General features: G+C 53.3%; 18 protein-coding genes and 1 tRNA gene. 1 reads left to right on the top strand and 18 read right to left on the bottom strand.

Annotation, left to right across the window (positions count from 1 at the left end; translation table 11 throughout):
• Nucleotides 1-14: 14 nt before the first annotated feature.
• Nucleotides 15-833, bottom strand: a complete 819-nt coding sequence (locus ACZ481_RS07900; RefSeq protein ID WP_464769606.1) for a hypothetical protein — start codon at nucleotides 831-833, stop codon at nucleotides 15-17.
• Between the two features lie 180 nt (nucleotides 834-1,013).
• Here ACZ481_RS07900 and ACZ481_RS07895 point away from each other — a divergent pair, with 180 nt between their 5' ends.
• Nucleotides 1,014-2,213, top strand: a complete 1,200-nt coding sequence (locus ACZ481_RS07895) for an ABC transporter substrate-binding protein (RefSeq protein ID WP_464769605.1) — start codon at nucleotides 1,014-1,016, stop codon at nucleotides 2,211-2,213.
• A gap of 142 nt (nucleotides 2,214-2,355) precedes the next feature.
• On the opposite strand, the gene ACZ481_RS07890 is transcribed toward ACZ481_RS07895, so the two are convergent.
• From ACZ481_RS07890 to thiW, 17 genes are all read right to left on the bottom strand, one after another.
• Nucleotides 2,356-2,535 (bottom strand): hypothetical protein, encoded by a 180-nt coding sequence (locus ACZ481_RS07890; RefSeq protein ID WP_464769604.1) that lies wholly within the window; start codon nucleotides 2,533-2,535, stop codon nucleotides 2,356-2,358.
• A 52-nt stretch (nucleotides 2,536-2,587) separates the two neighbouring features.
• Nucleotides 2,588-4,342 (bottom strand): ABC transporter ATP-binding protein, encoded by a 1,755-nt coding sequence (locus tag ACZ481_RS07885; protein ID WP_464769603.1) that lies wholly within the window; start codon nucleotides 4,340-4,342, stop codon nucleotides 2,588-2,590.
• Nucleotides 4,343-4,355: 13 nt separating this feature from the next.
• Nucleotides 4,356-6,062, bottom strand: a complete 1,707-nt coding sequence (locus tag ACZ481_RS07880) for an ABC transporter ATP-binding protein (RefSeq protein WP_464769602.1) — start codon at nucleotides 6,060-6,062, stop codon at nucleotides 4,356-4,358.
• A 281-nt stretch (nucleotides 6,063-6,343) separates the two neighbouring features.
• Entirely contained in the window at nucleotides 6,344-7,303 is a 960-nt protein-coding gene (locus ACZ481_RS07875) for a hypothetical protein (RefSeq protein ID WP_464769601.1), read from the bottom strand.
• Nucleotides 7,304-7,311: 8 nt separating this feature from the next.
• A complete protein-coding gene (locus ACZ481_RS07870) occupies nucleotides 7,312-8,004 on the bottom strand; it encodes a class I SAM-dependent methyltransferase (RefSeq protein ID WP_464769600.1) in 693 nt (230 codons plus the stop codon).
• Nucleotides 8,005-8,039: 35 nt separating this feature from the next.
• On the bottom strand, nucleotides 8,040-9,566 hold the full coding sequence (locus ACZ481_RS07865) for an ABC transporter substrate-binding protein (RefSeq protein WP_464769599.1): 1,527 nt from the start codon (nucleotides 9,564-9,566) through the stop codon (nucleotides 8,040-8,042).
• Between the two features lie 14 nt (nucleotides 9,567-9,580).
• Complete coding sequence (locus ACZ481_RS07860) at nucleotides 9,581-10,549, bottom strand: ATP-binding cassette domain-containing protein (RefSeq protein WP_464769598.1); 969 nt, start codon at nucleotides 10,547-10,549, stop codon at nucleotides 9,581-9,583.
• Nucleotides 10,550-10,566: 17 nt separating this feature from the next.
• A complete protein-coding gene (locus tag ACZ481_RS07855) occupies nucleotides 10,567-11,337 on the bottom strand; it encodes an ABC transporter ATP-binding protein (RefSeq protein WP_464769597.1) in 771 nt (256 codons plus the stop codon).
• Nucleotides 11,338-11,340: 3 nt separating this feature from the next.
• Nucleotides 11,341-12,210, bottom strand: a complete 870-nt coding sequence (gene nikC, locus ACZ481_RS07850; protein WP_464769596.1) for a nickel transporter permease — start codon at nucleotides 12,208-12,210, stop codon at nucleotides 11,341-11,343.
• Nucleotides 12,207-13,154 (bottom strand): nickel ABC transporter permease, encoded by a 948-nt coding sequence (gene nikB, locus ACZ481_RS07845; protein WP_464769595.1) that lies wholly within the window; start codon nucleotides 13,152-13,154, stop codon nucleotides 12,207-12,209. The genes nikC and nikB overlap by 4 nt, the downstream gene beginning before the upstream one ends.
• Before the next feature lie 80 nt (nucleotides 13,155-13,234).
• The gene (locus ACZ481_RS07840; protein ID WP_464769594.1) at nucleotides 13,235-13,981 is read right to left on the bottom strand and encodes a class I SAM-dependent methyltransferase; all 747 of its coding nucleotides are present in this window, start codon (nucleotides 13,979-13,981) and stop codon (nucleotides 13,235-13,237) included.
• Nucleotides 13,982-14,276: 295 nt separating this feature from the next.
• Nucleotides 14,277-16,700, bottom strand: a complete 2,424-nt coding sequence (locus tag ACZ481_RS07835; RefSeq protein ID WP_464769593.1) for a heavy metal translocating P-type ATPase — start codon at nucleotides 16,698-16,700, stop codon at nucleotides 14,277-14,279.
• Between the two features lie 13 nt (nucleotides 16,701-16,713).
• Entirely contained in the window at nucleotides 16,714-17,079 is a 366-nt protein-coding gene (locus ACZ481_RS07830) for an ArsR/SmtB family transcription factor (RefSeq protein ID WP_464769592.1), read from the bottom strand.
• Nucleotides 17,080-17,217: 138 nt separating this feature from the next.
• Nucleotides 17,218-17,292 (bottom strand) — tRNA-Cys (locus ACZ481_RS07825).
• A 69-nt stretch (nucleotides 17,293-17,361) separates the two neighbouring features.
• Entirely contained in the window at nucleotides 17,362-17,841 is a 480-nt protein-coding gene (locus tag ACZ481_RS07820) for a GNAT family N-acetyltransferase (protein ID WP_464769591.1), read from the bottom strand.
• Nucleotide 17,842: 1 nt separating this feature from the next.
• The gene (locus tag ACZ481_RS07815) at nucleotides 17,843-18,916 is read right to left on the bottom strand and encodes an alanine/ornithine racemase family PLP-dependent enzyme (RefSeq protein WP_464769590.1); all 1,074 of its coding nucleotides are present in this window, start codon (nucleotides 18,914-18,916) and stop codon (nucleotides 17,843-17,845) included.
• A gap of 95 nt (nucleotides 18,917-19,011) precedes the next feature.
• The gene (thiW, locus tag ACZ481_RS07810) at nucleotides 19,012-19,521 is read right to left on the bottom strand and encodes an energy coupling factor transporter S component ThiW (protein WP_464769589.1); all 510 of its coding nucleotides are present in this window, start codon (nucleotides 19,519-19,521) and stop codon (nucleotides 19,012-19,014) included.
• Between the last annotated feature and the right edge of the window lie 14 nt (nucleotides 19,522-19,535).

Raw genomic sequence — 19,535 nt, 5'->3', positions numbered from 1 at the left:
AACTGTCCCTTATTTTAGTTATTTGACATGCTTTGCTCATATTTATCACGGCTGGCGCTTGCCCCCAGATCATCAAACTCGACCAGCGAACCGGCAGGAAATTCCTGATCCGTCCCCCTGGCAGACGGCAGAGTCACCGCCTCTTTTATGGTTCCGGCAACTACCTCGCCCGCTTCATTAAAAGTAATGGTTTTGTCCTTGCTGAATTTAATATAACCGGCCGTATCGTCACCGGTAACCCGCTTTTTCCAGCCAACAGGCCGTAGATGGGTGTCCTCATCCAAAACACCGGACTGGACGGCACCGGAAGCAAAAAAAGTCAGAACCGTATCGCTTTTAAAGGTTACAAAGCCATATTTGCCGGCGATTAAGCGAATGGTTGCCTTATCGGCAATTGTCCCGGAAATAATGTCCCCCTGCTCGCTAAAAGTGACAACAGTACCGCCTTTATACAGCAAATGACCATAACCGGGAATAACCACCTTATAGTCCCGGCCAATAAACGGCCGGTAGTAAAACCGGTGAAAATACGGGCTGATATCGGCGTGAACGGTTGTCGCGTAATAATCGTTAATCACCCGGTCCCAGCCCCGCGGTGGCAGCAAGGTATCCTTATCAAGCGTCCCGGAGACCACTTCTCCCATTTCATTCATACTAACCACAGTATTTTTTTTAAATTTGATGAAATCACCAACACTCCAGCCCTGGGGATGAAGTTTGGTATCTTTGGACAATGTCCTGGTTTGGGCCATTGCCCCGGGCATGATTAAGGAAAAGCAAATCAGACTCCCGGCTACACCGATAAGCAACCGGACATAGAATCGACGACTCATGCAAATTCACCTCCTGTTTATTACTACATATATTCTTTAATTATCCTAATTTATCCTATTATTTGCTTTATCTTTTTTGAAAAAATTAGTGTTGCTATGCACTGGCCTTACGGTTGGCTGCAGATATGTTATGATAATAGTAACAAACTGAATTTTTGCCGGGCGCGGGAGGGAAACAGGGTGACAAAGACCAATCTGCTTGACTGTACTGTCCAGGAAATTGTCAGTCAATATCCTGAAACAGGGGACATTTTCAGCGGGTTCAATATTTTTACCAGCGACGCTATAAGCAATGGAACCGGGGCTATCTTACGGCTGCGGACATTGCTGCAGCTTAAAAAAATAAATAAGGCCACCTTTACCCGCTTGCTGGCTGACAGGATTGAAGAGACGGCATACCATCGGCGGCTGTCCCCGGTGGGAATGAATAAGCCGGGGCTCTTTAATTTCGTGGCCCAGCTGCCCTGTGCCCTGCACCTACCGCTTGCGTATGCCTTGCGTGACCGGCTGCAGCTACTGCAGTCAGAAAAAAATCTGCGGCTAAATTACTATATCTGGTCATGCAGTAACGATATCCTTGCTTTCGCTGATTATCTCCGCCAGGTCCGGGACATTGATGCCGCCCCCGATTTGATCCTGACCACTGACTACAATCTGTTTAACAAACATTTTGCCAGCCGGTTCATCGACACCGGCTTGTATACCGCTTTACAGCTCCAGCCTGTGCACGCTATGCTGAACGGCCTGGGCCTGCCTGATCCGCAGGGCTGGTATCAGGTAATTGCCGTCAACCCCGTCGTAGTGGTCGTTGATCATAAACAGCTGGGCAGCCTGCCGGTGCCGGCTGCCTGGGCCGATCTGTTACAGCCCGAATATGAACAGCTGATCGTTTTGAACGGCGCCAGCGGTGATTTCGATGATATCGTATTGCTGAACATTTATAAACAATATGGCGATGCCGGTATTGCCGCCTTAAGCCGGTCAGTCCGGACCGGCATGCATCCCTCGCAAATGATCAAAACCATGGCCGGCAATCAGCCCGGCCGGCCGCCGATCTATATAATGCCCTGCTTCTTTGCCAATACTCTCCCGCCTTCAGTTGATGCCAGCATCATCTGGCCGCGGGATGGCACGCCGCTAACCCCGCTGTCATATCTGGTAAAAACAGCAAAGGCGGCCGAACTGGTCGATTTACTGGCCTATTTGTCCGGACCTGAGCTGGGCCGTATTTGTGCCGGTGCCTGGTTCCCCTCCCTTCATCCGCAGGCAGAGTACAAATTGCCGGCAGCAGCGTCATTAACCTGGATTGGCTGGGATTACATCCGCAGCCGGGATACGGAAAAACTATTGGTTCAGTTGAACAGGAGCTTTACTATGTAATATCTTTAGTCTATATGAGCCCAAAGATCATCCTCCCGCACCCGGGAGATGTTACCCCGGTCAGGTTTTTATAATAACCGCACTATTGCTCAGATAGGTTAACGGCAAGTAAACGGCTTGTTCATGGAGTGTTTTGTCGGTATCATTTTATCGAGTTCATTGCCATTACATAAGGAACACCGCCACTGGCCTGATGAACAACGGCCTGTACCTGATAGACAGTCCCAAGCATGTCCGGCGTCAGCACTGCTGCCGGTTGGCCGGCTGCATACACCTCCCCCTCAGCTAAAACGACGATTTCATCGGCATAGCAGGCGGCCATATCCAGTTGATGCAGAGTGAAACACCCTTCTTCCCTATTCTTACCGCTGGGGTTAACCGGCCGCAACCTGGGAGGAAACAAAATCGCGATAAAAGCCCGGTTGTTGGCTAAGGACTGCATGCGATCCTGTTTGCACAACCTTCCCCTGGTCAAGCACTACAAGCTTATCCGCTTCCCGGAAGGTCGACAAACGGTGAGCCACAATCAGGGTCGTCCGGCCCCGGCGCAGATTTTTGATTGATTCCTGCAGCAGCCGCTCATTTTCAGTATCCAGGCTGGCTAGCGCCTCATCCATAATCAGAATCGGGGCATTTGTCAGCAAGGCACGGGCAATCGCCACCCGCTGCTTCTGGCCGCCGGACATCCGCAGCCCCCGTTCACCGACATTGGTGTCATAGCCGTCCGGCAGGCCGGCGATAAACTCATGGATATGAGCAGCCCGGGCGGCATCATAAACCGCTTCTAAGGGAGCATCAGGCCGGCCGAGTCTAATATTCTCTAAAATACTGGTGTTAAATAAGTAGACATCCTGGGGCACAATCGTAATCAGGCCGCGCAAATCGTCAACCGATAAATCTCTCAGGTCTCTCCCGCCAACTGTAATCCGTCCCTGCTGTACATCCCAAAACCGTTGTAAGAGATTAAGACAGGTTGTTTTACCGGCGCCTGATTGGCCGATAAGCGCCACCGATTCGCCGTCGGCCACTGAGAAATTCACCCCGTCCAGAACATAGGGCAGATCACGGCCGTATGTAAAGGAGACCCGTTCAAACTGAATGTCGGCTGCCGCAATACCGGCGTTACTGCCGTCATTGATAAACTGCACCGTTTCCCTGGCCTCTAAAACGGCAAATACCCGGTTGGCCGCCGCCAGAATCAGCCCGAAATTCCTGCCCATGCCGGTGATTTCCAGGACGGGGACAAAGATATTGGCAGCCATAATAACCGTCACCGGCAGCCAGTAAAAAGCCATCCGGCCTGATACAATCAGATAAGCGGCGGTGCCAAGCATCGCTATGAGAGCCAGCGCCGTAAAGGTGTTAAGCAAAGCCCCTTCCAGCCCCAGCCTTTGCCCATAAACCATCAGACTGCGGTCCAGGCCTTCAGACTGGCGTCTTAATCTTTGCAAAAAACCGCCGGCAAAATTATAAGCGACAATCTCCCGCAGCCCCTGTACGCCATCAACCGTCTCAGCCGTAATCCCGGACATTCTGGCCCGGACGTCCTGCCCCTGCCTGTCGGCCTTTTTTCGCAGCCACAGCGGCACACTGAACAATAAGAGCATCCAGGGAATAACCGCCAGCGGCAGCAGCCAGTGAATCCAGCCCATAGCCGCCAGGGTTACGGTGGCTGCCACTACCGCCACTAAAAACGTACCGGCCGTATGGGCAAAAAACCATTCCAGCACCTCCGTGTCAGACATCAGGGTGGAAGCCAGATCGCCGGAACGCATATTCAGCAAGTAAGCGGGGGTTACCCTTTCCACTGCCCGGTACAGCTGGCCGCGGAAATCCTTTAATATTTTGAAAGCGACAGCATGGGCTACCCATATATCGGCAAAGTGCATAACGACCCGCAGGGTAACCACAACCGCCAGGGGCGGCAGCAGCTTGACAATTTCCGCTGTGCCCCGGCCGGCGGCGGCCAGGCCTACCATATAAGCAGCCAGGGAGGACCCGGCAATGGCCAGCAGATGATGGGATATCCCGCATAGCACGGTGACCGCCAGGCCCAGGCGATAGGGGCGTAAATACGGTATCAGCCTGATGCAGCCTGTCAGATGTAATTTATTCAGTATTCTGGACAACGCCAATCCCTCCTTAGGCACGCTGGGCTCTCACCAGTTGCGCATAAAATTCTCCTGCTGACAGTAATTGCTGATGAGTGCCTGTTTCTTTCACCTCACAGTCATCAAGCACCACGATCCGGTCAGCCCCCTGGATCGTCGACAGCCGGTGAGCAATTATCAGTGTGGTCCTCAGCTTTGTCACCCCTTCCAGGGCCTGCTGGATCAGGTCCTCACTCACCCCATCCACATTCGAAGTTGCTTCATCAAGTACCAGGACCGGCGCGTCTTTCAGGATCGCCCGGGCCAGCGACAGCCGCTGCTTCTGCCCGCCGGAGAGCCGTAACCCCCGCTCACCGATATGGGTCTGATATCCTGCCGGCAGTTCGGTGATAAAACGATGGGCCTGAGCTAGTTCGGCGGCCCGGACAAGCTCCGCTTCCGTCGCCTCCGGCTTGGCAATCCGCAGATTGTCAGCCACCGTCCCGTAGAACAGATAGGTATCCTGAAAAACGACCGCGATCTGCCGGCGCAGTTCTGCCGGTGAATAGTCCCTGACATCCCGGCCATCAAGCAAAATGCGGCCCTGCCGGGGCTCGTAAAAGCGCAGCAGCAGATTAACCAGCGTCGATTTACCGGAACCGGACTTGCCAACCACAGCGACAGTTTCACCCGGATTGATCCGGAAGGAAACATTTTTCAGTGCCGGTCTTTTGCCTGTTTCATAGGCAAAAGAAATGTTTTCAAACTCTACCGCCGGCTGGGCCGATACATAATTGCCGGCGGCAGCCGGCCGGTCGTCCACCGTTGCGGCTGAGTCCAGCACGGCGAAAATCTCCCGGCCGGCCGCCAGCCCCAGGAAGCTGCGGTGCCAGAACATAACCAGGTCGTTGAGCGGCCGGAAACACTCGATTGCTAAAAACAGAATAACAAATAAATCGGCCAGCGGCAGCACACCGTCAGCCACCCGCCAGGCCCCCAGGCCCGCAGCCAGGGTTGTGCCGGCGGCGCCGGCCCATTTTACCATTGCCGTGTCAGACAAAGCGGTCCCCAAGCCTTTCATCGAATGATGATAATGCCGCCAGCCTTCCTCATCCAGCTCCAGCCCTTTGCGCTGGCTGGCATTAAACACCTTTAGGGTCGGCAGCCCCTGCATCGCGTCAATATACTGGGCATTCAGCCTGGCGTAAGAACGCCAGTAATCAAGCAGGATCTTCCCGACCAGCGGGCTCATCAGCAGCGGGAAAAAAGCAGCAATCACCACCCCGCTTAAGGCCACTGCCCCTACCAGCCAGTCCAAATGCCAGATATATATGGCAATCAGGCCGGAACCGAACAAGGCAATCAGCAATTGCGGGATATAGGAAGTCAGAAACGGCTCCAGCGACTCTACGCCTTCGGTAAGCACTGCCTGCAGGCCGCCGCTCCGGTAACGTTCCTGATAAGCCGGCCCCAGGTGCAGTATATGTTCAAACAACCGCTCTCTCAGTCTGCTCTTGACGAGAAAGGCGATTTTTTTAGCGTAAATTTCATCAAGCCAGTGCAAAACGCCGCGCAAGGCCACCATGGCCCCAATGAATAACAGGATGGCCCCCAGTCCCTGGAGGCTGTTGTTGATAAAAACGCTGTTAAGGCCCTTGGCTACAGCAAACGCCTGGGCTACATACAGAGCCGTAATACTAATTCCCAAAAGTGTTTTGCCGGCAACATGCCGGTAAACCCCCTGCAGCAGAGTAAACATCCTTAAAAAGAACAACATCAGGCTTCACCCCAACTTTAATATTCAAAAGGCAGAAAAAAAACCACAAAAAATAAAGTCTGCTTTCAAGACAATACCTTCATGGTTTCAATCAGCATCCAGCTACTGACAATTTCAATATGTCCAATACCAGGCGCCGGTTGCCATTAATTGAGGCTGAGGGACCGGGAATGCTGCAGCACTCCGCCGACTGCTTTCCGGCAGTCTTTTTTGTTTGCCCGCACGGCGCTATGCTATCGCTATCGCTGTTACTACCCCCAATTTTATACAGTGCGCAAATATAAGGCGATAGCCGCCCCGGCGGCCACAATCAGCAGATAAAGGCCGGTGCCTACGGCGGTGACAGTCAGGCCCTGCCTGGCGCCAAATACCGCAAGATTGGCAGGCAGAACCCGGGAGAGGCCATCATAAATATTATGAAAAAAGGATGCCAGCAGCAGGACAAAGATAATCTCCTGCGGCGCCAGGGCGCCGCTTTGCAGCAGCGTGGCGGCGACGCCGATGGCCGCAATCAGAGTTGGAATACCGGCAATAATAACCAATACCCCGGCGGCCGTAAGGTTAAACCAGCGTAAAAAGGAATCAAGGCCGGCAATGGCCTCCCGGGTGAATTCCGTATGGATGATAAAGGTAAAAGCCAGGGTAACCGGCATAAATACTACGGCAATGTCCCCAAACTGCTGCCAGGCTTTTTTTCCGGCCGCAATTAGATCGGTCTTATCTGCCCGGGGCCGGCTGTCTGCCGGCAGTTCCCGCAGCCGGCCTGCCGGCCCGGCTTTATACATGAGCCGGTTCCATACAAAGCCGATAATGGTCACAAGGGTGCTCATCCCGATATTGATTGCAATAAATGACAGTCCCAGGTCCCACCCCAGACCGGCCACCAGCGGCGGGGTAAAATAGAAGATAGTAAAATAAATGCCTGTCGGCAGCGACCCCATTAAATACACGGCCAGGAGCGTTGTTTTGCTGACAGCACCGCTGCGGCCGAAGTCGGCTAACATCGCATTCGCCGCATACCTGTTTAAGAGGCACAGGATAAAAAACGGTCCCAGGGCCGCCGGCAATCTGCCCAGGGCTGTCATGGGGCGCAGAGCTTTGCTGAAAAAGATGAAAAACTTGCCGGTTCTCAGGACAATACCGCAATAACAGCCTAAAAACATGGCCGGCAGCGCTATTTTCCACATCGCCCAGACATCCCCCAGAACTAAGGATATATTCATAGGTACCCTTATTTCCCCGCCAGCACAAACCGGAATATGTACGCCTGTTCATAAGTTGCCTTCATCCTGTCGGCAATACTCAAAAAGCCATCCTCGTCCCGGGAAATATCAATAAATCCCTGGGGCCGCCGCCGCTGAAGCTCCACCCCGAAGCCTTCGGCGGCAAAGGTTTCGGCAATAAAATCCAGCGTATGGGCATTTGACTCCACCAGGCTGTTGCCGTTGATCCATTTGGTAAAATGTTCGCGGCTGGAATTGGCGTTTAAGTCGGTGTAGGTAGCATAATAAACCCCGCCTGGCTTTAATAGCTGCTTAACCTTCCAGGCGTGCGTTTTCAGGTCCTTGATCAAATAAATAACTGCCTGGCTGATGACCAGCTCGAATCTGCCGGCAAACTGCTCCGGGGTGGTTGTGGCCACATAGGTCAGCGGCAGATCCCCTTTGCGGGCATTGGCAACCTCTATCGACGCCTGGGCCAGATCAATGCCAAAACCCTCTTTAAAAGGCCTGGCCTGATACAGGTGCCGTAAAAAACCTCCCTGGTTGCAGCCGAAATCAAGCACCGTCATTTGCGAAAGGTCCTGTTCCTGAATAAGCTGAATAACCTCCCGCCAGCCCCGCTGATGCCGCTCCTCCATCTGCTGCTCCCCTTCAGCGCGGTTTTGCCACCACACGTCATATAACCTGTCTTGCTGCATCATGTTTCTCCTCCATATTATATATCTTCCAGTATACTTTACTGAAACTGCAGGTCTCCTGTCAATACATGAGCCTCCGTCGGATGAATGCGGTAATTCTGCAATGTTTTCTTATAGGCGTCTATCTGGACATAATAGTTCAAAAAGGTGGCCGGAACGTCCTGTTCAATAATCTCCTGCACCCGGTAATACGCCGCCTGCCGTTTAGCCTGGTCGGTCTCGGTCAGGGCCCCGGCCAGCAAGGCATCCATCTCCTTGTTCACATAGTTGGGGCGGTATTTTGATTGGCTGGTTGAGCGGAAATCCTCAAAGATTATCGACGGATCCGGGGTAAAGGCCAGTCCGCGGGCTACGAGAACCAAATCAAATTTTTTTTCAACCAGGGCTTTTTCAACCCCGCCCATGTCGGCAACCTGAATGTTAACTTTAATGCCGACTGCCGCCAGCTGGGCCTGAATCACTTGGGCCACACTGGGCAGTTCCGGGCGGCTGCTGTAAGTAATCAGCGTAATGTCCAGCTTTTGGCCGTGCTTTTCCCGGATGCCGCTGCCGTTATCCACCCACCCGGCTTTATCCAGCAGGTTTTTGGCTTTGGCCACAGAATACTCGTACCCTTTAATCGCCGGATTGCCCCAGGGCAGATTGGCCGGGAACAGCCCGGTGGCCGGTTGGCCATATCCCTCCAGAACGTTGTTGATAATGCCTTCCCGGTCCAGGGCATAGTTGATGGCCTGCCTGACATTCAGGTCGGCCAGACCGCCGGCCGCGGTATTGAAATAGAGAACCCGGACCCGGCCCACAGGCTGAACGGCAACCGTATAGCCGGCATTGCCCTGCAGTGATTTAGCGTTAGCCGGGGCAATATTGCGCATAAAATCAATCTCTCCGGCCTGCAGGGCCATAAAACGGGTTTGCGCGTCAGGATAATGGCGGTTAATAACCTGCTTAAACCGGGGAGCGCCTTGCCAGTAATCAGCAAACCCTTCTGTGATAATGCTTTTGTCAGGCGCCACCTGCACCAGCTTATAAGGCCCTGTCCCGATTACCTGGGTGAACTTACCGTCAACAAGGGCTTTTTCCCCATAGATAGCCGATTCCGGGGTAGCCAGATAGGCTGGCAGCGCCACCACCGGTGTCTTGGTTTTAATCAGGAGTTCATTGTCAGAAACCAGCTCGATACTCTGCAGCGGAATTGTTTTGGCAGTTTCAGCAAAACGCTCGATCGCCAGCTTGACACTCTTGCCGGTCATCGCCGTGCCGTCGTGAAACTTTACGTCAGGCCGCAGTGTAAACCGCCAGGTAACAGGGTCTACGGACTGCCACTCAACAGCCAGTCCGGGCACAAGCTTACCGTCAAAATCCACATCAACCAAGGTTTCCATAATACCGCTCCGCACAAAAAAATAGCCTGACTTAACCGGGTCGGCAATCGGCATCTCAAAATCCCAGCCGACCTTAAGGGTTGTGCCGGCAGGTGCAGTTGCCTGCTTGCTGCCGCAGCCGGACAGCGCCGTTGCCACAAAAACAAGCAGCAATAATAAACATATTCCTGATCTCTTACACACAGTACATCCTCCCTTTATCCAATCGCATGACAGGCAACCTGATGTATAGCACCAATCTTTTTTAACAAAGGCTCCTCAAGCCGGCACTGCTCACAAAATTCCGGACACCGGTGCTGCAAGGCGCATCCGCCGGAATCAGACCGGTTATACCCGGCCTCGCCGAGGTGACTCCCCCGCCCCCGCTGCCGGCGCCGGCCCGGATCACCGGAAAGAGTGGCGGCCAGCAAATAACGGCTGTACGGGTGAATTGCGCCGGCCAGGTCGCCGGCCGGCAGTATCTCAACGATCTTGCCTGCCAGCATTACCGCCACCCGGTCGGCAATCCGCCTCACGGCATGTAAATCATGAGTAATAAAAATATAGGACATGTTAAATTCGGCTTGCAGCTGAATAAATAAATCGATAATCTGCCCCTTAACAATACCATCCAGATTGGATACCGCCTCATCGCACACCACCATCGCCGGATTGACGGCCAAAGCCCGGGCTATATTAATCCGCTGCAACTGCCCGCCGCTGAACTGGTGCGGATAACGGGTCTTATATTCCGGTTTAAGCCCTACCACAGTTAACAGAAACTCCACCTTGTCTTGCTGTTGTCCACGGTTCCCCAGGCTATAGTTTACCAACGGCTCGGCGATGCTGGCCCCGATTGTCCGGAAGGGATTGAGGGCAGCATAAGGGTCCTGAAACACGATCTGGAGCTTGCGCCGCAGCTGCCATAGCTGCGGTGGTTTTGCGGTAGTCATTTCGACGCCGTTAAACCGGATTTGGCCGCTGGTACATTTCTCCAGGCCCATAAGGCAACGGGCCAAAGTGCTTTTGCCGCAGCCGCTCTCGCCCACAATTCCCAGCGTTTCCTTATGACCCACCTGGAGAGAAACATTCTCCACCGCTGTCAGGATTTTTTTCCTGGCAAAGAAAGAACCACGCAGCTGATAATGCTTTCTCAGGTTTTTCACCTGTAACAATGGCTGGCTCATACTCCACCCCCCAAAATCTAAAATGAGCGCAATAGCTGCTGCGTATAAGGCTGGACCGGGTTCTGAAACACTTCATAAACGGAACCATATTCAACAATCCGCCCCTGGTTCATAACGGCAACTTCATCGGCAACTTCGGCAACGACGGCCAAATCATGGGTAATGAACAGCATACCTGCGCCATATTGTTCTGTTAGCTCCATCAACTCGTCCAGAATATGGGACTGAGTAGTGATATCCAGGGAGGAGGTCGGTTCATCGGCAATCAGATACCGGGGCTTCAGTAAAAGCGCCATGGCAATCATCACCCGCTGCCGCATACCACCGCTTAATTCAAACGGATACCGGTTAAAAGTTTTGTTCGCCTCCGGCAGGCGAACCCGCCGGAGCATGTCCACGGCGATGTCCCTGGCAGTTGCAGCACTGCTGTCGCGGTGGGACAAAACGGTCTCCACAAGCTGAACGCCGACAGTCAGCGAGGGATGTAAGGAATAGCGCGAATTCTGAAAAACAATGGCAATTTCCTGGCCCCGTAGCTGCCGCAGTTCCCCTTGCGGCATATGTAAAAGATCACGCCCGTCCAGGCTGACCCGGCCGCTTACGATTTTCCCCGGCGCTTCAATCAGGCCAAGTACCGACAAGGCAGCCGCCGATTTCCCGCAGCCACTTTCGCCAACTAAGCACAGGGTTTTGCCCGGCAGCACCGTAAAGCTCACCCCGTTAACGGCCTGCACGACCTGATTGTCCTGAAAAAAGCAGGTGTGTAAGTCCTCAACAATCAGTGCCATTGCTTATCCTCTCCCCTGTTCTTCACCAAGTGACGTTCCCTGCGGATTAAGTGCGTCCCTGAGCGCATCACCAAAAAGATTGCAGGCCAGTACAACAACAACAATCGCCAGGCCGGGAAACAGCATAACATGAGGTGCTGCCTGAAAATACGGCCTGCCGTCATTCAGCATGCTGCCCCATTCCGGTGTGGGCGGCTGAGCCCCCAGACCCAGAAAAGAAAGGCCGGCTACAGCCATAATCAGCTTGCCCATGTCCAGGGTAGCCAGTACGATGACGGTTGAGAAAACATGGGGCAAAATATGCTGGTACAAAATCGGCAGGGTTTTGGTGCCTGAGGCCTTCGCCGCCAGCACAAACTCTTTTTCTTTGACGGCCAGTGTCAGGCCGCGGACAATCCGGGCGTAGCTGACCCACCACACCGCAGCCAGAGCCAGCATGACATTAGTCAGGCCGGAACCGAGAAAGCCGGCAATCGCCAAAGCTAAAATCAACATGGGAAAAGCCAGGATCGTGTCAACAATCCGCATAAAAACCTGGTCCACCATGCCCCCGGCATAGCCGGCCAGCATCCCCACAGGCAGGCTGATTAAAATTACGCTGGTCAGGACAATGCCTGCTGCCAGTAATGAAACCTGAGAACCATGCACCACCCGGCTAAAAATACACCGGCCCAAATGATCAGTACCAAAAGGATAGTGCCCGCTAGGCCCCTGCAACCGGTCGCCCAGTTGTACGGCCTGAGGGTCATGCAAAGCTAACGAGGGAGCCGCCAGTGCAATCATGCCGAAAATCAGGAGGGTAATCAAGCCCCCCAGGCCAGCTTTATCTTTTTTTATGCGTTGCCAGTACAGCCTCCAGACAGTTAGCGTCACTGCTCCTGGCCACCTCCCAGCCGGATCCGGGGATCAAGATAGGAATAAATGCAGTCAATCACCAAATTTATGCTAACAACAATCAGGGCGGAGAAGAGAACATACCCTTGTATTACCGGGTAGTCCCGCCCCTGAATGCTCTCCACGGCAAACCGGCCCAGCCCCGGCCAGGAGAATATCGTTTCCACCACAACGCTGCCGCCTAACAGATGACCAACACTAATGCCAAACCAGGTCAGCACCGGCAGCAGGGCGTACCGGAGAGCGTGCCGGCTGATAAGCCATCGCTCTTTAAGGCCCTTGGCCCTGGCAACCCGGATAAACCCCTGGGACAAAGCATCAATCATACTGCCCCGGAGCAGCCGGGTATACGCGGCTGCCATGCCAAACCCCAGGGTTGCTGCCGGCAGAATCAGGCCCTCAAAACTGCCGGAGCCGGCGATTGGCAGCCATTGCAGCCGCACACTGAACAGATAGGCCAGCAGCAAAGCCAGCCAGAAACTGGGAATGGAAGCACCGGCCAGCACAGTGACCCGGCCGATAAAATCAAGCCTTGATTGGGGATACAGGGCCGAGAGAAGGCCTAACGGCACCGCAAATAGCAGGGAAAAAACCAGTGAAGCCAGAGTCAGCTGGACTGTAGCCCCCAGCCTGCTGCCTAATTCCTCCACAACCGGCAGACCGGACCGGTAGGATACACCTAAGTCCAGGTGCAGCGCCCGGTACAGCCAGCGGCCGTATTGCGCATAGACCGGATCATGCAGCTGCAGCTGGCCGCGCAGAGCTTCAACTGCCGCCGGCGGCGCCTCCACCCCGATGGAAATGAGGATCATGGCCGGAGCATCACCCGGGACGAGCGCCATTAATCCAAAAGCGACCAAAGAAATGCCAAACAGTAAGATAATAAACGAAATACCGCGATGGACAAAGAAATGTAACGGCATAACCCCTGCCTTTCCCAGCCGCGCCAGTGCTTGCTTTTGTGATACAACGACTTAGCAGGGCCAACGGCTAATGGCATGTATTATTTGGCGGCACAAACAGCAAACATCGGCGTCGTTGTATACAAGAGCTGTTCTAATTCATCATGGACCAGGCGGCTGATATTCTCATCAATCTCAACCTGGGTAAAACCGCACTGGCGGAAAGCCTGTTCATCCCACAGCGGCCGCCGCTCGTAAGTTAAGGGCAGTTTCCGGGCAATGGCCGCATTTTCTGCCTGCTGGGCCGGTGAGGTATTCTGCTGATACCCTTTGGCGATGGCCAGCTGCAGATATTTCTCCTGTTCAAGCGCCAGGGCCGGATCGCTCAGGTGCAAATGCCAGTTGGCATCAAAAACCAGTACCTTGCCGGCCGGTTTCAACAGCCGGTGCCATTCCCGGTAAGCCGCTAACGGATCAGGCAGCAGCCAGGTAACATTTCTGGACACAATCAGGTCGAGGCTTTCATCAGGCAGCGCGACGGCATGAGCATCGGCTTTCATAAACGTAATGGTTTTGCCGTCAGCCAGGGCATTCTTCCGGGCTTGCTTCAGCATCTCCCCGCATTTATCAATCGCGGTCACCGAATAATTAAGCCCGGCCAGCAAAACCGCAAAAAATCCCGGCCCGGTTCCCACATCCAGTACCCGGAGGTTTGCTTGATCGCCGGCGTACTTTCGCAATAAGGCTTCCCAGGCCTGTTTCTTCCGGCAGGCCATTTCTTTCTGCACATGCGCGTTATAGCTGTCGGCACGACCATCCCAGTAAGTTTCAATCCGTTGTTCCAGCATCCTGTTCTCTCCTCCGATTTAATTAAATAAACTGTGGCAGCTCCCTGTAAAGCCAATAGCGCAGCAAGACGGTCTTTTGGTCAGAAAAAACAAAACCACGAAGGGGCAGGACGACAATCAGCGTCCTGCGTACCCTTCGTGGATATGCTTCCGTGCTTTGGCTTTTTACAGATGGCAAAAAAAGTAACTGTTCCGACCTTCAGATCGGTATTTGTTAAAATTATAACGTATTCTGAAGATCACTGCAATATATTATTGTAAAAAGATTCGCTACTTACTAATTAATCTGACATTGCTACCGGAGTTCCCGGGCCAGCCGCATCCCGTTCACGGTCACCAGCAGGGCGGCGCCGGTGTCGGCCAGCACAGCCAGCCAGAGATTGGCAAAACCGGCAAAGGTGCCAACGACAAACAGCAGTTTCACGACCAGCGAGAAAGTAATATTCTGCTTGATGATCGCTACTGTTTTCCGGCTGAGTTGCATTACATAGGCCAGTTTGCTCAAATCGTCGGACATAAGCGCAATGTCGGCTGTTTCCAGGGCGGTGTCCGAACCGGCAACCCCCATGGCAATGCCTACATCGGCAGTCGCCAGCGCCGGGGCGTCATTTACGCCGTCGCCGACCATGGCTACACGGCCGTATTGGCCGGCCAGCTGCTTGAGGGCTGCTGCTTTATCGGCCGGCAACAGTTCACTGTAGAAGGCATCAAGCCCCAGTTTGCCGGCAACAGCCTGTGCGACCCGGCCGTTATCACCGGTCAGCATGGAAACATGTTCAACCCCGGCCGCTTTAATGGCAGCCACCGCTTGCGGACTGTTAGCGCGCAGGGTATCGGCAACGGCAACAATACCATATAATTCTCGGCTGTTGCCTACCAGCATAACGGTTTTTCCCTGCTGTTCCAGGGCTGATAAGCTGCTCTCCTGCGCCGCAAGGGAACAACCTAATTCCTCAAACAGCTTTTGATTGCCTACATAGACGGTCTGACCATCCAGATCGGCCTGTGCCCCCCGGCCAACAAGGGCCTTGAAATGAGCTACCGGCGGTAAGGCCTGATTGCCGTGACAGGCAACAATGGCTTCAGCCAGCGGATGCTCCGACCATTTTTCAACAGCAGCGGCCAGGGACAGCACTTGTTGTTTATCGAGGCTGCCGGTTAGCGGGATCACATCAGTTACCATTGGCTTGCCAACGGTTAAAGTACCGGTCTTGTCAAACGCAACGGCCCGGACCTTGCCCATTTGTTCCAGATAAGCCCCGCCTTTGATAAGCACACCATGGCGCGAGGCATTGCCAATCGCCGAAACAATGGATACCGGCGTCGAAATGACCAGCGCGCACGGACAGGAAATGACCAGCAGGACCAGCGCCCGGTAAAACCATAAGTCAAAGGAGGCATTGAAAACGAGCGGGGGAATAATGGTCAGGCCCACAGCGGCCACGATGACGGCCGGGGTATAATATTTGGCAAAAACATCAACAAACTGCTGCATTGGCGCTTTTTCCGCCTGGGCTTCCTCCACGAGATGCATGATTTTGGCCAGGGTAGAGTCTTCAGCCAGTTTAGTCACTCTGATTTCCAGAGCCCCCTGTTCATTAACCGTGCCGGCATACACCGTATCCCCGGCCTGTTTTTCCACAGGCATGGATTCACCGGTAATGGCCGCCTGATTGACAGTGGAACTGCCATTTGCCACCACACCGTCCATCGCCAGCCGTTCACCGGGTTTAACAAGCATGATGTCGCCAACAGCAATTTCCTCGACCCGCAGGCGCACCTCTTCGCCATTGCGCCTAATCAGGGCTTCCGGCGGGGCCAGCTCCATCAGCGCCCGGATAGAACTGCGGGTTTTATCCAGCGTATAAGCCTGCAGGGCATTGCCAAAGGAAAAGAGAAAAACTACCGTTGCCCCCTCGCTCCACTCACCGATCGCCGCCGCCCCGGCCACAGCGATGACCATCAGGAAATTGGTGTCCAGCGTCATACTTTTCAGGCCGTATAAACCGCTCTTGGCTACATGATAGCCACCAATAATCATAGTCAGAACATAAAGAGGTATCAGCAGCTGCTCACCCGTCCCGGTCCAGTCCATGACAAGGGCGGCGGCCAGCAGCAGACCGGACACAATGGTTGCCAGCATTCGCGGTTTTTGCCACCAAACCTGCTTTGCAGCAGCCTTGCTGCCTGCTGCCTGGTCAAGTGCCGCCTGATAACCGGCCTGCTCTACAGTCTCAATAATATCCTGATCAGTAACCGTATGTTCCACTGTCATTTTGCCGGCACCGAAATTTACGGCCACGGCCTGCACACCGTCAAGGGCTGCAACCCGCTTTTCCAGTTTGGCTGCACAGTCGGCGCAATCAAGGCCTGTTAAACGAAAAACAGTCTTCCGGGACCCCGGTACGTCACTGACGGCTCTGGCCCCATAGCCAAACCCGGTAATCACCTGCACAATTTCTTCGGCCCCCATAACAGTGCTGTCATAGCTCACCTTCATGTTAGCGGCGGCAAAATTCATCCGCGCCTCAGCAACCCCCTGCATACGGCCTACCGCTTTTTCGACCTTCGCTGCACAGTCGGCGCAATCAAGGCCGTCAACCTGAAAGGTAATATTCAGCAGCTGGGCCTTGTCAAGCGCCAGCGTCCCGGCAGTAGCCGTCACGGCCATTTCACCGCAGCAGCCGCAGCCGCAATGCTGTTCTTCCTGGTTATGCATCTTATTCTACCTCCTAGCGTTTATGAGAAATATGCTCAAGGCCCTGACACATTAATGTGATTACATGATCATCATCGAGTGAATACCATGCTTCTTTGCCTTCTTTGCGATATTTTACCAGACGGGCCCCGCGCAGGGTCCGCAGCTGATGAGAAACGGCCGACTGGTTCATCCCCAGCGTTTCCGCAATATCGCACACACATAATTCCTGCTGTGATAAGGCATGTAAAATTCGAATCCGGGTAGGATCACCCAGTATCTTAAACATCTCCGCCAGATCCAGCACGGTGCTATCGTCCAGTATAGCTGTTTTCAGCCGTTCTATGATCTGGGGATGAATACAGTATTGCTCACAAATATCACGTTCCGAATCTTTCATAGCACACCTCTTAATATATGATTATATGTTCATATGTAATGATATGCTATTGTCTCCCGCTTGTCAAGCCGCAAATTGCAAAAAAAAGACTACCCACAGGTAGTCTTAGGTTTTCATATAGGCATATGAAAAATTGTTTGGAGGCGACACCCAGATTCGAACTAGGGGATAGAGGTTTTGCAGGCCTCTGCCTTACCACTTGGCTATATCGCCGGCAATAAATTACTCATAATTGCTTCCCGCAGGGAGCAAAAATTATTATATACTAAAATCTTAAAACAGTCAAGCTTCATGTCCTGCGAACGAATTGCCATTATTCAGCAGCAGCTTCATTACCAGCCGGTCTTCGCCTGGGCCATATTCGTTCCGCCTGAATTCTGTAACCGTGAACCCCAGTTTGCCCTCATACACCTTGATGGCCGCTGCATTGGCAGGCGCTACGGTCAATTCGACTTCTTTGATGCCCTCGGCCGCTAATAAATTAAATGTCTCTTTAATAAAACCGGTGCCTGCCCCCCGGCCCCGCTGTTCCTGGGCGATGGACACGCCGATCATGTAGGCTTTTTGGGGATTGTGCCAGTCCCGCATATATTGCACCGCGCCGATCACTTTTCCCTCCTTGCGGGTGACATAAACGTGGCCGTGCCGGATCAGGGGGACTAACTGCCACTCATTCATCCCGCCGGCTCCAAAAGCAGCTGCTTCCAGTTCGACTAAGCGGCGGATGGTTTCCCTGTCAAAGGTGGTAATCAGCTCAATCATATTAGCCTCCGTAAAATTTTTTGCCGATGTATCTCGATTGACTGGCTGATAAAATCCCCGAATAATTCAGCCGGAAGCAGATGGCATCGCCCACCTGGATTTTCTCCGTCGCATCGGTGGCATCGACAATAAGATGATCACTGCTTGCCCCCAGAATTTTCAGGTTTTCATCAAGCGGTGTAATGCCTTCAATATTTACATCCTGTTTTCCCAAAGCCAGAATGGCCCTCTTTCTGATGCCTTCGTCTTCAAACTGTGGTATGTTCCCAAAAGCGTCCCGGCCGATATCGCCGATCGGGACCGAGGGCTTGGCCTTAAACTCAATCACCTCGGCCCGCAGCAGGAAAGCATCGTCACAAAGCCAGGGAATCTTTCTGTTATTCGTACTGTCTGTCCCTAATAATATGCCTTCCCCGATTCGCAGCTGATTGACACCGGCCGGGACTGTATTGGTCTCAACCAGGGATAAGGTTGAGGTCCCCCCGCCTGATATAATCTCAAGCTGCAGGCCTAGCTGCCTTTCAATACTGGTTCCCAGTTCCACAAGTAAGCCTAAATTCTTCATGCTCGGCAGAACGCCGCCAAAGCAGCCCATGTTAGTGCCTATGCCAATGAGCCGGACCCCCTGTAACCGTAAGATCTGCCTCGCCATCGCCAGTACATTCTCGACCATTACGCCTTCACGGAGATCGCCAACATCAATCATTAGTACGATTTGATGCTGGCAGTGCAGCTTTTCCGCCGCCTGCGCCAGGGCCTTGATAACGGCAAGCTCAGAGTTGACACTGACATTGGTATATTGTACAACGTTTTCAACATTGCTGAGCCGCGGTATTCGCAGCAGGGTAATCTCCTCGTCAAAACCGCAGTTTCTTAGTTCGATTATGTTTTCCATTCTGGCATCGGCAAGACCATCGACGCCGCCTGCCACCATAGCCGCCACGATTTGGGGAATGGCGCTGAAGCCCTTCGTCACCCCCAGCACCTTGATGCCCTGCCGGCCGCATATTCTTTTTACCTGCGCCGTATTGTACCTGATTTTATCTAAATCAATCTCAAGTAATGAGCTGACCATTTTTTACCTCCGTCAGGCATGTCATCGCTATAGTATTTCCACAATTAAATAAAAGAAAGCCCTGTTGACAGGCTTCCTAAAAATTTCTTATGTATTTATGCTGAACCGCTGCCGCCGGCTTTGATTTTTTCCTGCAGCAAGGCAGGAATAGGGGTCTTATGCAGGCCGTAGGCTAACATACTGCCACCGGCGCTGCTGATAAGGAAAGGGACAATGAAGAAGAAGGCCCCTGCTGGGGAACCAATAAAATAATGAGCAACAGGATAGGCCAGTAAGGCGCCAATAACCCCGGTGCCGATAAGCTCACCGATGATAGCTCCCCCAATACTATTGGTCTTTTTGTATAAGATTCCGGCCAAAGCCGCTCCGGCCATACTGCCGGGAAAAGCCAGCAAAGACCCTGTTCCCAGCATATTGCGCAACAGTGATATGCCAAAAGCGGCACTCACAGAATACCGTGTCCCCAGCAGCACCGCCAGCAATATATTGATGACATGCTGTATTGGAAAACATTTTGCAATACCCACAGGAATATAAACAAGGTGGGCTGAAAGAACACCAACAGCCATAAAAATACCGGTATACGCTAGTTTTCTGGTTTGCATAGGCGCCTACCCCT

The sequence above is a fragment of the Sporomusa intestinalis genome (assembly GCF_055383785.1).
This window is presented reverse-complemented; position numbering and strand designations above follow the sequence as displayed.